The sequence below is a fragment of the Pseudomonas sp. FBCC-B1565 genome, assembly GCF_059133265.1.
Map to the genome: position 1 here is coordinate 5,960,595 of NZ_CP101438.1, position 15,688 is coordinate 5,976,282.

Below are 15,688 nucleotides of genomic sequence, written 5' to 3' on the forward strand. Positions count from 1 at the left end.
ACTCCCTCATTCATTGCAGGAGCGACACCATGCCTGAGTCTCCATCCGTCACTGACAGCCGCCATCATGACGTCCTCAAAGACGCCATACCGGCCTGGCTGGCAGACGTGCCTTCGTCCTACCGCAGCGCACTCAAACACTCGGATGCCGCGCTGCCCGCCTGGTATCAACAGGCCTCGGCGGCGCAACGCAAGACGCTGGAAGACAGCGTCGTCGCCAGCTTCACCGCGCAAGGCAAGCTGGGCAAGGCGATGTCCACGCTGCAAGACATCGACACCTTTGCCAGGCCCCTGCTGGTCAAGGCGCTGAACGATCGGTTCAAGGTTCAGTTGGATGTGGACAAGACCTTCCTCAGGCTCAGGAAACCCATCACCGTCAGCATCGCGTCCATCACCGCCGGCTGGTTCGAGGCATTGAAACTGCCGCTGCTGCAAGCGGCCCTGCACAACTTCGAAGAGGATGAATGTGAAGCCGGCGCCTTTCACCCAACGTCGGGGTTCGTAATCAAGAACGGGGATGACTTTGACGCGGTATCCACCCCGCTGACGGTGGCGCAATTCACCGGGTTGTGTCGCTCGCTGGATATCGGCGCAAAGTACCAGGCGTATCTCAAGGACTTCCTGGAGCCCAAGGACGCGCTCGCAGCGACGGTGCTGCGCAAACACTTCGTCGTCGCCCACAGGGCTGCCCTGCGCACCGCCGCCGAACAGGCCCTGCTGAAAAAAGACATCAACGACGCGGACTACCGCATGGTGCTTTCGGTGATCGCCGGCGAAACCCGCCCGATGCTGAACGGCCAACGCGTCTGGTTCCGCGACCTGAGCCTGGCGAAACATCGCCTGACGGGCGTGGTGGTCTTCCTGCTCAGCGGCCAGCTTCACGACACCAGCCAATTGCTGCTGTACATCCCCAACGACCCGCAATCGCCCCTCAAGCGCTATACCCTGGGCCAGCTCAAGCCCCTGTTCAAACAACGCTTCACCGCCCGCGACACGCCCCCGGCCGAAGACGGCAACCCCACCGCCTACCAGCGTTTTTTCAGCCAGTTCGTCAATTACGCCGACCGCGCGGATTACTTCAGCCAGTTCACCCAAGACACCTCGGACACCACGTTGTCCCAGGACCTGGCCCCCTTTGCACCGCTGCTCAATCAGATCCGCCAGGGGCTGGACCCGTTTTCCATCTTCAGCCGGGTCAACGATTTGCCAGCGTCACCGCCACCTAAGCAAGTCCCCAACGAAGACCCGTACCTGCACCCTGTTATCACGCCGCCAGCCCACAGCGGCCTGTTCTGGCGGGACGACTTTGACCTGTGGGACTACCTCTACGAACAGCACCGCGCCAAAGTCTATGCCGACGCCCGCAGTCACGCCGTGCCCACGGCGGATGTCGACGCCGCCGTGCGCTCGCGCAAACTGGCGGCGCTGCTCAATATCGGCATGCTGCTGTTGACCGGCGTGTCGATATTCGTGCCGGGGCTGGGCGAAGTCATGATGGCGGTGATGGCCGGCCAGTTGATGTATGAAACCTTCGAGGGTGTGGAGGAATGGGCTGAGGGTGATCGCAAGGCGGCCAAGGCCCACCTCATCGACGTGGCGGAGAACCTGGTGTTTCTGGCGGTGCTGGCCGGTGCAGGCAAGGGCCTCGGCAAGCTGACTGCGGTGCCGGCCGAGCCGGTGGTCGAGCAATTGCAACCGGTGACCTCGGCCGACGGCAAGACCCGTTTGTGGAAACCCGACCTGGAGCCTTATGCATCGCCCGTCAAACTGGCGGCGGATGCCCGGCCCGATGCGCATGGCTTGTACACCCAGGACGGGCAGAGGATTCTGCCGCTGGAAGGCCGGACCTATCGCGTGGCCCAGGACCCGGAAGGCACCGAATACCGCATCCAGCACCCGACCCGTACCGACGCCTATGCACCGAAGCTGACACACAATGGCGAAGGCGCCTGGCACCACGAGGGCGAAACCCCACTGGCCTGGGATGACACCACCTTGCTACGGCGCCTGGGCCTGCCTGCCGAGGCCCTCGATGACGAACAATTGTTCAAGGCCCAAGAAGCCAGCGGGGTGAGCGCCAACGCCTTGCGTGAAGCCCATGCCAACGCCGAAAACGTGCCCCTGCTGCTGGCCGACTCGTTGCAGCGTTTCAGGCTTCATCAGCAGGTCACCACCTTCATCGAACAGCTCAAAAGCGCCGACCCTCAGGTCTACCCCCAGGCGGACCTGGGCACACAACTGGACTTGATGAAGCGGCGCGGCCTGCTGTCCAGCTCCCCGACGCTGCGGGTAATCGACCATGAGGGGCGCATCGTATGGGACGACGAACCCTACCCACCGTCTTCGCGCCGGCGCACGGTGCTGCTTACCGAGCAACAGCTGGCACGCGGCGAAGGGTTGCGTGAAGTGCTGAGCACATTGCAAGGCACTGATCCGGAGCTGGTCGACATCCCTGGTTCGCCCGAGGACACGCTTGCCATACGGGCCGGCAAGTTGCGGCGGGAGCTGGGGGATTTTGTCGAACGATTCAAGGTGGCACAGGTGGAGGAGCGTTATCAGACACTGACGGCCAGCACCGACCTGGACGTGCAACGCCTGAAAGACGCCTACCCGAAACTGCCGACCCCGATCGCCGTGCACTTGCTCACGCAACTGAGCACCGAAGACCTGGTCGCCTTGCGCCGCACCGCACGCCTGCCGGACGCGCTCGCCGAGCAGGCGCAATGGGCCGAACAGGAAACCCGCGTAGCCCGCGCCTATGAAAACCTCTACCTGAACACCCCCTACGACCTCGACAGCCAGCGCCTGGCCCTGCGGACCCTGGAGACACTGCCCGGCTGGCGACGCGGAGCACGCGTGGAATTGCGCCAGCACTCCACCCAGGGTCCGCTGCTCGATGCCATCGGCGAACTGGACACCGCACCGGGCAAAACCCTGGTACAACTGGAAAACGGCCAATTCAAAGGGCCTCGCCCTACGGATCTGTACCAGGCCATTCTGGACGCGCTGTCATCGGGTGAACGCCAGGACCTTCGGCTGGCCGACGCCCGACAGTTGCAAGCTGCCATCCAGGCCGCCCCCTTGCCACGCGAGGCACTGCGCGGCGTGTTGCTCGAACACCCGGTGCGCAAGCCGGCCTACGACACCACCATGCGTTTACTGGGCGGCGGTCGCGGTTACGAAAAACTGGTGTCGCCATTTCGCAGCACAGCGCAGCGGGTGCGCAAGCTCTACCCCTCTTTCAGCGATGCGCAAATCGACGCCTTTATCGAATCACTGGGCAGCGACGTGCGTACCAGGCTGAGGCTGCGGGAAGCCGAGTACAGCAAGCTCGAAACTGATCTGGAGGCTTGGGTCAAAGCCAATCCACCGCGCCTGGTGGTGACTGCGTACGACCGGGCTGGCGGCTACGCCCGGGTGATCGCCGAGGACATCAAGCGCTGCTGGCGTCGTGAGTCGGGCAATACGCTGAAAATCATCAGCGGTATGCCAGTGGACCTGCCCGCGCTGACGGCAGACTTCAGCCACGTCGAGAAACTGGAGCTGAACACCAAAATGTGGTCGGGCAATGCCCAGACGTTTCTGAACAACTTCCGCCAGGTCAAGACCCTGAGCCTGGATGGCTGCGAACTCGCAGCGTTACCCGATGGACTCGACGCAATGCCCCAGCTGGCCCAGTTGAGCCTGAAAGCGAACAAAATCATGCTGACCCCACAGAGCGCCGCCCAACTGAGCCGCCTGCACCAGTTGGAAACCCTGGAACTCAGCGGCAACCGCCTGGGCATCACTCCAGACGTCAGCGCCTTGAACCGTTTGAAAACACTGGACCTGTCCTATACCGGGATCGATCAGTGGCCGACCGGCCTGCAGGATAAAACCAGCCTGCAACTGCTCGACCTGCGCAACAACCGCCTGCGCGAAATACCCGAGGCCAATCTCGCCCCACAACCGCAGCAACTGGAAACCATCGCGAGGATCAACGGAGTCACCCGCCTCAAAGGCAACCCATTCCCGCCAGAGTACGCGCAGCGCTTCGACGCCTATTGGAGGCGCCTGAACGAACAGCGTCCGGACCTGATCGGAACCGCCGATGTGTTCGATATGCAAAACCCGCAGCTTGAACGCACCCGGGCGCTGTACCCGAGGCGCAGTATTCTGGAATCCCGGCAATTCATCTGGGCCCTGGGTGACGGCGCCAACACCGAACTCTTGCGCTTGGAGCAAGAGTTCGAGACGCTCAACACACAACTCAATACCTGGGCGGCGGCGGGCGGCAATGCCAACAGCCGCACCGGCGGAGGCTACGTGCGCACGCAACAGCGCTTGCTGAATGTCATCGACCTGGATGACCGCTACCAGGCCAGGGAGAGGGTCCTGAAGTGCTGGCGCAAGGAAACGCCGACACAACACGCCAACGATGGGACAGCCATTGGCCTGGAACTCGACCTCAGCGGCCTCAACCTGCCGAGCCTGCCCGAACTGGACGCCGATTTCAGCCACGTGGGCTCACTCAAACTGAGCAACATGCACCTGAGCACCTGCCCCGAGCAGTTCCTGCTACGCCATAGCGGCGTGCGCTGGCTGGACCTGTCAAACAACCAGTTGCGCGAGTTGCCGATGGCGCTCAATGAAATGAACGGGTTGACCCGCCTGTTCCTGCAGAACAACCAGATCCGATTGACCGCTGAAACCGCGCAAGTGCTGGCCCGGCGAACCACGCTCAGGGCGCTGCTGCTGGGAAACAACCCACTGGGCCTTACACCGGACTTCAGCGTGTTCACCGATATGCGTACGCTGGGCCTGCAAAACTGCGGGCTTGAGACATTCCCCACAGGGTTAGGCGCGCAACCCTTGCTGGACACGGTCGCGCTGAGGGATAACCGCATCACCCAACTGCCCGGCTCGCTCATCAACCCACCCGACGCGCAACTGGCGCAGTCCGTGCAGCTCACTCACAAAATCGAACTCAACAACAACCCGTTGACCGAGCAGACGCGCCAGCAACTAAGGGACTACAGGGCCAGGCTTGAACAGGCAGGCCTGGCCTCGGCCGACCACCCGAACCAACTGGTCATCTCGGCACTCGCCCCGGCGCGCACACCTCTGCCGCCGCGCATTCGGGACCATGTGATGATCGAGCCGACGCAGACTCAACGCTGGACCCAAGACCTGGCCGAGGACCAGGTCGCCGCCCGGCAAACCCAGTGGCGGCAATTGCGCGAACAGCCTGGCAGTGACGGTTTCTTCGCTATGCTCGAAGGCCTGAGTGAACCTCGCGGCGGCCATGCAGACCTGCAACAACGGGTGTGGAGGGTGATCGACGCCATCACACAAAACTCCGAAGAATCCGCCGCGTTGCGCGAGCAGATGTTCGAATGGGCAGGCCGCGCGACCTGCTGTGATCGCGCCGGGCTGTCGTTCAGCAACGTGGAAGTCATGGCCATGGTGCACAACGCCAAGACCCTGGCTGCCGATGTGAATCAAGGCGCCGCACTGATCAAATTGTCCAGGGGCTTGTTCCGTCTCGACGAGGTGGAAAAAACCGCGCTCAACGATATCGCCAGGCGCACCGAGGCGATCAACAACAACCCAAGGTTGTCGGCGCAGGAGAAAGCCGAGCAGATCGCCATGCTCGAGGAAGTTGAAATCAGGCTCGCCTATCGATTCGGGCTCAAAGACAAAACCAGACTCGATTTGCCGGGACAACCGCAATCGGCGCAGTTCATCGGCCTGGGCCGGGTCAGTGAAGAGGTGTTGAAGGCCACCTGCGACAACATCCTCAAGCTGAACAATTCGCCCGCCGAACTCCAGGCGCTGATCTCCAGGGAATTCTGGCAGGAGTACTTGACCCAGAAGTACCGCGAGCAATTCGAGGCGCAGGGCCAGCCCTTCCATGAGCGCCTGGCAGCGCTGCATGACCAGCATGTCGAAGGCTCGCTGGGCGACGCCGACTACGCGCAGCAGGCCAGGGACTTGCAGGCCCAGCTTGCCATCCAGGAAGCCAACCTGATTGAAACACTGACCCGCACGGAGCTGCGCGCCAACCCGATCACCTGACCACCCGGCGCCAGGGTTGCCCGCCCTGGCGCCAGCCTTCGGTGGTGTTCTCTATCTACCGCTAGCCGCGCCTGCCGAAGTGATCTGCTGTCTGCTCCACTACCCAAGGAGAGACAGCATGACGGCTTCACCCGCTTCAAAAAGCCTGCACACCCCCTTTCTCGAAAACGCCATTCCCGATTGGCTGACCCAGGCCACTGCGCAGCAACGTGAAGCCCTGAAAACGACGCCCGCGACGACGCCCGATTGGTACCAGCACGCCTCGGCAGCACAACGCAAATCGCTGCAAGACGCCATCACCGCAAGCTTCACTGCGCAAGGCAAACTGGACAAGGCCATGTCCGCGATGCAAGACATCGACACCTTTGCCCGGCCCCTGTTGACCCAGGCATTGAACGATCAGTTCAAGGTGCAGCTGGATGTCGATAAAACCTTTCTGAGGCTCAGAAAATCCATCACCGTCGGCGTTTTCTCGATCACGGCCGGTTGGTTCGAAGCCCTGAAGCTGCCTCTGCTGCAAGCCGCCCTGCACAACTTCGAAGAGGCTGAATGTGAGGCCAACGCCTTTCACCCTTCGTCGGGGTTCGTGGTCAAGACCGGAGATGAATTCGACGCAGTGTCTACATCACTGACCGTGGCGCAATTCACTGGGCTGTGCCGCTCACTGGACATCGGCGCGAAGTACCAGGCCTACCTCAAGGATTACCTGGAGCCCAAAGACGCGGTCACGCAGGCCGTAGTGCGTGACAAATTCATCACCGCCCACAAGGCCTCCCTGCGCGTTGCCGCTGAACAGGCCCTGCTGAAAAAAGACATCACCGACGCGGACTACCGCATGGTGCTCGCGGTGGTCGGCGGCGAAACCGAACCGATGCTGAACGGCCAACGCATCTGGTTTCGCGACTTGAGTTTGATGAAGCACCGTCTCACGGGCGTGGTGGTATTTCTGGTCAGCGGAGAGCTCCACAACGCGAGCGAGTTGCTGCTGTACATCCCCGACGATCCGCAATCGCCCCTCAAACGCTACACCTTGCGCCAGCTCAAGCCACTGTTCAAAGAGCGCTTCACCGCCCGCGACACGCCCCCGGCCACCGCCGGCAGCCCCAGCGCCTACCAGCGTTTTTTCAGCCAGTTCGTCGATTACGCCGACCGCGCGGACTACTTCAGCCAATTCACCCAGGACACCTCGGAAACCACGGTTGCCCAGGACCTGGCCCCGTATGCGCCCTTGCTGGACCAGATACGCCAGGGGCTCGACCCGTTTTCCCTGTTCAGCCGGGTCAACACCCTGCCACCGCCCAACCCGATCCAGCAGGTGGCCAACGACGATCCGTACCTGAACCCTGTCGTTATCGCGCCCGTGCACAGCGGTATCTTCTGGATCGATAACTTCGACCTGTGGACCTACCTCTACGAGCAACACCGCGCCAAAGTCTACGCCGACGCCCGCAGCCACGCCGTGCCGACCGCGCAAGTGGATGCCACCGTGCGTTCGCGCAAATTGGCGGCGCTGCTCAATATCGGCATGCTGCTGTTGACCGGGGTGTCGATATTCGTACCGGTGCTGGGTGAAGTCATGATCGCCGTGATGGCCGGCCAGCTCCTGTACGAAACCTTCGAAGGTGTGAAGGAGTGGTCCGAAGGTGATCGCAAAGCGGCCAAGGCTCACCTGATTGATGTAGCGGAGAACCTGGTGTTGCTTGCTGCTCAAGTGGGGGTAGGAAGAGGCCTGGCCAAATTGACGGCGGTACCGGCTGAACCGGTGATCGAGGGGTTGCAGTCAGTCACCTTGCCCAACGGAGAAACCCGCCTGTGGAAGCCCGACCTGAACGCCTATGCAAGCGACGTTGCCCTGGCGCCCGAGGCCAGCCCCGATCCCCAGGGACGTTATGCGGTCAACGGCAAAACCTATATCCGCCAGGACGGTAAGCACTACGAAATAAGCCAAGGTACAACGCCCGGCGAGTGGCGCATTCAGCACCCCAGTGATCCGGATGCCTATCAGCCGCTGCTGCGGCACAACGGGCAAGGGGCCTGGCGCCACACCCTGGAACGCCCACTGGCCTGGGACCGGCTCACGCTGCTACGCCGGTTCGGCCACGCGACCGAGCAATACTCCGACGAGCAACTGTTGAAGATCGCCGAAGTCAGCGGCGTCAGCGATAACACCCTGCGCAAGGTCCACCTGGACAACCAGCCGCCGCCGCCCGAGTTGACGGATGCCATGCGCCTGTTTGAAGCCGACAGGGGCGTCGAAGACGTGATCAGCCAGGTGCAGACCGGCACGGCGGTGGACGAACGTTATCTGTACATCTTGCCGCTGGTCACTGAGTTGCCCCGCTGGCCGACGGGTCGGGTGCTGGAGGTCTTTGACGGTCCGAGCCTGCGGGGGAAATCCATTCAGTACGGCGCCGAGCGCTTGTATGCCGGCGTGCGCGCCAGGGCGCCCATCCGTATGAGCCGCGCGGATGTACTGGGCAGCGAGCTGCCGGGGCGTATCCTGGCGGCGCTGGACGAGGACGAGATCACCGGCCTGCTCGGTGGCGAGGCGGCACGGGTGCGCGAGGCCAGGCCGGTGGAGTTCAGAAAACAGATCGCCGACTTTGCGCAGACCCGTCGATCAGCGATTTTCGAAAGTCTCTATGAAGGGCCAAAACCCACTGACCTGCGCATCACACAATTGCAAAAAGCCTGTCCGGGGCTGAGCAAGCCAGCAGCGCAAGACATCCTGGTCCACGCCAGTGCCGAAGCCCTCGAGCGCCTGGAGAGCACCGGCAAAGTGCCGCTGGCCTTGCTCGAAGAAGGCCGCTGGTATGCACGACAAGGGCGCCAAGCCCGCGCCTATGCCGGGCTGCACACGGATCACATCGCGACCACCGACAGCAAGCGCCTGGCCCTGCACGCATTGCAGAAACTGCCGGGCTGGTCGGACGCGGTGCGCCTGGAAATCCGCGATGAACACGTAGGTGGCCGGCTGATCGAGGCCATCGGCAACCAGCACGCGATGCAGCGCAAATTCCTGGTCAAGAAAGGCCCGGTCTACCAGGCGTTCGACGAGCGCGGCGAGGCCCTCAACAGCCTGCCCAGGTATGGCGACAACTTTTACGCGTCGGTGCTGCATGCCCTGCCCGACGAAGCGCGCCAGGCGTTGGGTGTTCCCCATGTGGGCCAGCAGGCCGAGTTGCAGCGCAGCATCATTCGCAGTGCGGTCGAGCACCGTCACCTGGCGCCGCAGTGGCTGGGCCAGCCCCGTGGTGAGGCGACGCGGTTCAAGCCGCCTGCGCGCATCCGCGTGAATCAGGCCGGTTACTACGCCAGTGGCCGTGGCGCCGGCATGGACCCGTCGCTGGTCACGCGCGTGCAAGACCTGTACCCCGACCTGAGCGACGAGCAGGCCAACGGCTTTATCCTCCAGCAACGCCGCGCCGGGCAAACCGACGCGCAGATCTACGGGCTGTTGCAGGCACGCGGGCGTGAATGGGAAACCCTGGAAAACACACTGGCGCAGTGGGTTGCAACGCAGCCGCCCACCTCACTGGAAGCCATGCTGCGCAATACCACAGCCGAAAACCTCAGGGCCAGTTGGCGCAATGCGCCCCTCGCCAGTGACGTGCAGACAGCCGCTAGACTTGAACTCACCACCGACGCCCCGTTGCCACCGTTGACGGCGGATTTTTCCCATGTGCGCGTGTTGGTCACCCACGGCCAACCGCTGGAGCAATTGCCTGGCTTGTTCCCCAGCGTGGAAAGCCTGCATATCTTCGTCACCGGCCCGCGGAGCATCAACCAGCTCGAGACATTGACACACTGGCCAAGACTTACGAGATTGCAGCTCTTTTCACCGCTCTCGGCCGAAAACATCAACACCCTGGGCACGCTCAGCCAGTTGGAAGAGCTGAGCATTGCCAACAACAACGTGTTTGCGCCGACTCACCAACCCAGTCTGGATGTCAGCCGCCTGACGCGGCTACGCCAGTTGGAAATAGTCGGCTCTCAGGTGACCGATTGGCCGGTTGGCGTGCAGGACCTGCCCCAGCTCGAGCGCCTGAACCTGCGCGGCACCGGTATCCAGAGTATTCCGGCCGAATTGCTGGAAGGTCACCAGCGCCTGCTGTCCGGCCTCTCGCTGGACTGGTCGAGAATGTCGCGCGACAGCTTCAGAGCGCTCTATACCCGGCTGAACAACCAACCCGATCACTTGATCGACCTAGAGGAAATGGTGCGGATTTACTGTGTCGGGGAACTGGCACGCCTCACGGAGCCCGCTCGGGACTCGCAGGTGTTGATCAACAGCTTCGCCGAACGCTGGGTCGGTCACCGCGCCCGCTTTGACGCGATTGAGGCGCTGAGCGAACAGTACAGTGAAATCGACCGGCGGCTGAACGAGTGGCTGCGTCCTCCCCACGCGGTGGAACACGCAAACCAACGATGGATGGGCGGTTACTTGCGGGTGCAATGGAGTCGCGGGCTGCTCAACCTCTACGCGGCGGCTGACCCACTGCGCGCGCGGCCAAGCTCATTTCTGGAAGTGGATCTACGCGGTTTCAGCCCCTCAAGCCTGCCCGAATTGCCGGCCAACAGCTTCCCCCACACCCTAGCCTTGCGCCTGATGAACCTGCGTGTGCCCATGGAGCAGGTCAGTCGTTTCGTCCGGGCATTCACCCAGGCACGCACTGTCGAACTGAACTACTGCGAGCTGGCCGCCGCCCCCTCCGAGCTCCAGGACTTCGTCGCACTGGAACATCTCTCGCTGCAAGGCAATCCCCTCACGCGCCTTGAGATCGATCACATGCCACGACTCAGGACGCTGAACCTGCGAGAAACGAACCTGCAGCAAGTGCCGACCGGTCTCGAGGACTTGGCGCAACTGACCTCGCTGAACCTGCGCAATACCCGCATCACCGTGTTGCCCGAGGCAATCCTGACCAGAGACGAGCTGCTGCTCAGTACCAACGTGGTCGGTACGCCGTTGAGCCAGGTTTCCGAAGGCGCGCTGGCTGTGGCCCGACAGCGGGTTGAAACCGCCCGGGGCCTGCCCGCCGGAGCCCTGGAGCGTTTTGCCTATGAGGAACCACCCACCAACGTATTCCCCGAGGCCGAAAGCGGAGCCTCATTGGCCCGCCACCTGCTCGACCTGCCCACCGCCGACACCGGCCTGCCCCTGCCGCAACGCCTGCAACGTTTGCAGCACGGCATGGATGAGCAGACGTTACAGCAATGGCTGACACGCCTGCGCGCAGGCGGCGCCAGTGACACGCACTTGCACGCTCTGATCGACGTCTGGAATGAGGCCCTGCACACCCTGATACGCCAGCTCAATGGCTGGCTGTACACGCGAGGCTCGCCAGCCACCGACTGGTCCGTGGCCAGTCGCCGCAATCAGGCCGCGCAACGCATCGTCACGTGCTGGCGCCAGGGGCTGGCGTCGGACCCGGCGGGCCAGACCCTGAGTTTCAACGGCTTGCAACTGGACAACCTGCCGGTGGTAACGGCGGACTTTTCCCATGTGCATCACCTGGACCTGAGCGGCCTCCTGTTCGCCGAACAAGGCTCCAACGGTTTCCTCGCAGGCTTTTCCAACCTGCGCACATTGCGCCTGACCGGCAACGAGTTGCAGGGCTTGCCCAGGGCACTCGCAGAATTACCTGAGTTGAGGGAGCTGGATCTGTCATCCAACCGATTCGACGATGAGTTGGCCATCGGCCTGGATGACTGGCCAAACCTGCAACGTCTGGACATGAGCGACAACCTGATGGAGTTTTTCAGTCTCGAGCCTGGCTCGCCCCTCGAGGTGTTGAACCTGAGCGGTAACCGCCTCACCGATTGGCCGGCTGGCACATTGGAAGCCGGTCATCTGCGCACGCTCAACCTGAGCGCCAATGACATCAGTGCAATCCCGACCGAAGCACTGGATGGCAGCCACGATGCCTTGATGGAGGGTACGGATATCTCCGACAACCCCTTGTCGCACGACAGCCTGACGGCGCTTATCGAGTATCTGGACCGCACGGGGCGTGACTCGGCGCTGGGCCTGTCACGCCGGGACATCCAGACAATGCTGGACGATGGGCTCCCGTCATCACCAGAGCCCGATGAAATCTTCCCTGAACAACCCGACGAAGAGCTCCCGGCGCAACCCGCACTACCTGAACAATCGGTGCCTTGGATAGACGACCTGCCCCTTCCTGAACAAGGCAGGCTGCGGGAGATCTGGACACAACTGCAGGCCGAACCGGATCACCAGGCGTTTTTTCACCTGCTCGAACGGTTGCAGGACACCACGGAGTTCGGCGCGGCTCGCGCCGACCTGTCGCAGCGGGTACGCAACGTGCTGGAAGCGGCCGCCGATAACACCGAACTGCGCCAGGCGCTGTTCGCCATGTCCCATACGCACGGCACCTGCGTCGATGGCCGCATCCTGACCTTCAGCGGGCTGGAAGTCAGGGTCTACGAGCACAACGCGTTGCTCAACGTCGATACGGCGCGGCTGGATCTGAGAGGTGCGGCCCTGTTGAACCTGTCCCGGCAGTTGTTCCGGCTGGGCAGAGCCGAAGTCGAGGCCGACAGGGCGCTGGTCCCACACTCGGACGTGGCGGAAGTGCGCTTGTCGTACCGCATCGGACTGGCCAGGGGATGGCCGGACCAGCTGGAGCTGCCTGGGCAACCCCGCCACATGCGGTTCAGCCGGCCAATCACTGGCACTGAACTGGCCGACGCGCGCCGCAACATTCTCGACGCGGAACGCAGTGAGGTGTTTTACGAGGACCTGATCAGCCGGGACTACTGGGTGGACTACCTCAAGCAGCGGTATGCCGACGAGTTCGCCACCCTCAAGCGCAATGCCGACGCACGGCAGAACGCCCTGGAAGATGCACACCAAGACTTTGATGACGCCTACCTCGAGGCCTTGAACCGGCTGGAAATCGAGCAGGCCACCGAACGTAACCTCAAGCTGCTGGAGCTGTCACGCCGGGAGGTGGCCGAGCTGACACCGCACGGCGGCGATCACCAGCAACCCGGCGCCTCCCGCCCGCAGTAACGGGCGCCCAGGCGTTCACGCCCTCAGAAGTTTTCGCGGGGATTGAACGCCGCCTTTTGCGCCAGCTCCTGCCACAGAGCCTTGACCTCATCGCTGCTGCCCTTGGGCATTACCGCCTTGAGCTGCACGAACAGGAAGCCGCGCTGCCCGGCCTTGTTCAGCAGGCCATGGCCCTTGGCGCGCATGCGTTGGCCGTTCTGGCTGCCGGCAGGCACCTTGAGGTTGATCTTGCCGGTGAGGGTCGGCACCTGCACTTCAGCACCCAACGCCAACTCCCACGGTGCCAGGGGCAGGTTGATGATCAGGTTTTCGCCATCCACTTCGAATTTTGGATGCGGCGCGAACTTGATGATCAGGTACAGATCGCCATTCGCACCACCGCCAATGCCCGGCGCGCCCTGGGCCTTGAGGCGAATGCGTTCGCCGTCGGTAACGCCGGCGGGGATCTTCACGTTCAGGCTCTTGGTGGTGTTGCTCACGTGACGGCCCGACGCGTCGTACTGCGGCACCTGGAAGGTGACCTGCTTGGACTCGGTCGACAGCGTCTCTTCAAGAAACACCGACAGCTGCATCTCCACGTCCTGGCCTTTGCGCCCGGCTGGCCGGCGCTGGCCGCCACCAAAAGCGTCGCCACGGGAGCCGAAGATCGAGCTGAAGAAGTCCGAGAAGTCCTCACCGCCACCACCGCCGCCAAAGCCGCCACGGCTCTGCCAGCCCGGCGGGCCCTGGAACGGTTGGCCATGCTGGCCGTATTTGCGCAGCTCGTCGTATTCGGCGCGCTTGTCGGCACTCTTGAGCGCCTCATAGGCTTCGGACGCGTCCTTGAACTTGGCTTCGGCGTCTTTTTCCTTGCTCACGTCGGGGTGATATTTGCGCGCGAGCTTGCGATAGGCCGCCTTGATTTCCTTATCGTCGGCCGTCGGCTCGACACCCAATATCTTGTAGTAGTCTTTGAAATCCATCGGCGGTTCACCATCCTTAATCGAGATCGCACAGCCCGGGGCACAACGTGCGCTGCATTGCACTTGTTGAGTGATGTGGCCTGGGGATGCGTCAAAGTGTTATCGGCACTTGCCGTATGCAGCAGATGTGGGGGCGAATACCCAACTTTCAAGCACGATTTAGCGGATAGTCGGCCTACGCATCCGCCTTCGACTGGCATACACTGCGCGGCCGTTTTTCAACCGGAACCCGATAGACATGAAAAACCCATCCCCAGCCCGTGCCTGCGGCATCGACTTTGGCACGTCCAACTCCACCGTCGGCTGGATCCGCCCCGGCGAGGAGACGCTTATCGCGCTGGAGGACGACAAGATCACATTGCCGTCGGTGGTGTTCTTCAACTTCGAGGAACGCCGCCCGGTGTACGGTCGCCTGGCCCTGCACGAATACCTGGAAAACTACGAAGGCCGGCTGATGCGCTCGCTCAAGAGCCTGCTGGGTTCCAAGCTGATCAAGCACGATACCAGCGTGCTCGGTACCGCAATGCCGTTCACCGACCTGCTGGCGCTGTTTATCGGCCAACTCAAGAGCCGCGCCGAAGCCAACGCCGGGCGCGAGTTCGAAGAAGTGGTGCTGGGTCGCCCGGTGTTTTTCGTCGATGACGACCCGATGGCCGACCAGGAAGCCGAGAACACCCTGGTCGACGTGGCGCGCAAGATCGGCTTCAAGGACATCTCGTTCCAGTACGAGCCGATTGCGGCGGCGTTTGACTACGAGTCCACCATCGAGAAAGAAGAATTGGTGCTGATCGTCGACATCGGCGGCGGTACGTCCGACTTCTCCCTGGTGCGCCTGTCGCCGGACCGTCGCCACAACGACAACCGCCAGAGCGACATCCTCGCCACCGGCGGCGTGCACATCGGCGGTACCGACTTCGACAAACAGCTCTCGCTGAACGGCATGATGCCGCTGTTCGGCTACGGCAGCCGCATGAAAAGCGGCGCCTACATGCCCACCAGCCACCACATGAACCTGGCCACCTGGCACACCATCAACTCGGTGTACTCGCAAAAATCCCAGCTGGCCTTGGGCAGCATGCGCTACGACATCGAAGACACCGGTGGCATCGACCGCCTGTTCAAGCTGATCGAACAGCGCGCCGGGCACTGGCTGGCCATGGAAGTGGAAGAAACCAAGATCCAGCTGACCCACGACGACAGCCGCCACGTGCTGCTGGACCGGATTGAGCCAGGGTTGAGCGTGGAGCTGAGCCGGACGCTATTTGAATCGGCCATCGACGGTTTGCTGGAGCGCGTGCGCAACAGCGTCACGCAGTTGCTCAACGATGCGTCGGTGAGCGTGGCACAGGTAGACACAGTGTTCTTTACCGGCGGTTCCAGCGGGATTCCGGCACTGCGCCACAGCATTTCGGCGATGCTGCCGAATGCGCGGCATGTGGAAGGCAATATCTTCGGCAGTATTGGCAGCGGCTTGGCGATTGAGGCCAGCAAGCGCTACGGCAGCTGAGTTTTATCTGAAACGCTGCGTCGCGCCCATCGGGGGCAAGCCCCCTCCCACCTTTGAATGTGTTCACAGATCAAAATGTGGGAGGGGGCTTGCCCCCGATGGGCCAGACCGGCCAATACAAGGC

At 62.5% G+C, this 15,688-nt stretch carries 4 protein-coding genes; 3 read left to right on the top strand and 1 reads right to left on the bottom strand.

Features of this window, described 5'->3' with window-relative positions; genetic code table 11:
* The first annotated feature begins 29 nt into the window (after positions 1–29).
* Positions 30–6,056: an NEL-type E3 ubiquitin ligase domain-containing protein gene (locus tag NL123_RS27640; RefSeq protein ID WP_494356743.1), complete on the top strand. Its 6,027-nt coding sequence runs from the start codon at positions 30–32 to the stop codon at positions 6,054–6,056.
* 118 nt (positions 6,057–6,174) lie between these two features.
* The gene (locus tag NL123_RS27645; protein ID WP_494356744.1) at positions 6,175–13,095 is read left to right on the top strand and encodes an NEL-type E3 ubiquitin ligase domain-containing protein; all 6,921 of its coding nucleotides are present in this window, start codon (positions 6,175–6,177) and stop codon (positions 13,093–13,095) included.
* Positions 13,096–13,118: 23 nt separating this feature from the next.
* Here the strand turns inward: NL123_RS27645 and NL123_RS27650 are convergent, their stop codons facing one another.
* On the bottom strand, positions 13,119–14,057 hold the full coding sequence (locus tag NL123_RS27650; RefSeq protein ID WP_494356745.1) for a DnaJ C-terminal domain-containing protein: 939 nt from the start codon (positions 14,055–14,057) through the stop codon (positions 13,119–13,121).
* Positions 14,058–14,295: 238 nt separating this feature from the next.
* Between NL123_RS27650 and NL123_RS27655 the strand changes: the two genes are divergently transcribed.
* Complete coding sequence (locus NL123_RS27655) at positions 14,296–15,564, top strand: Hsp70 family protein (protein WP_494356746.1); 1,269 nt, start codon at positions 14,296–14,298, stop codon at positions 15,562–15,564.
* Positions 15,565–15,688 lie beyond the last annotated feature (124 nt).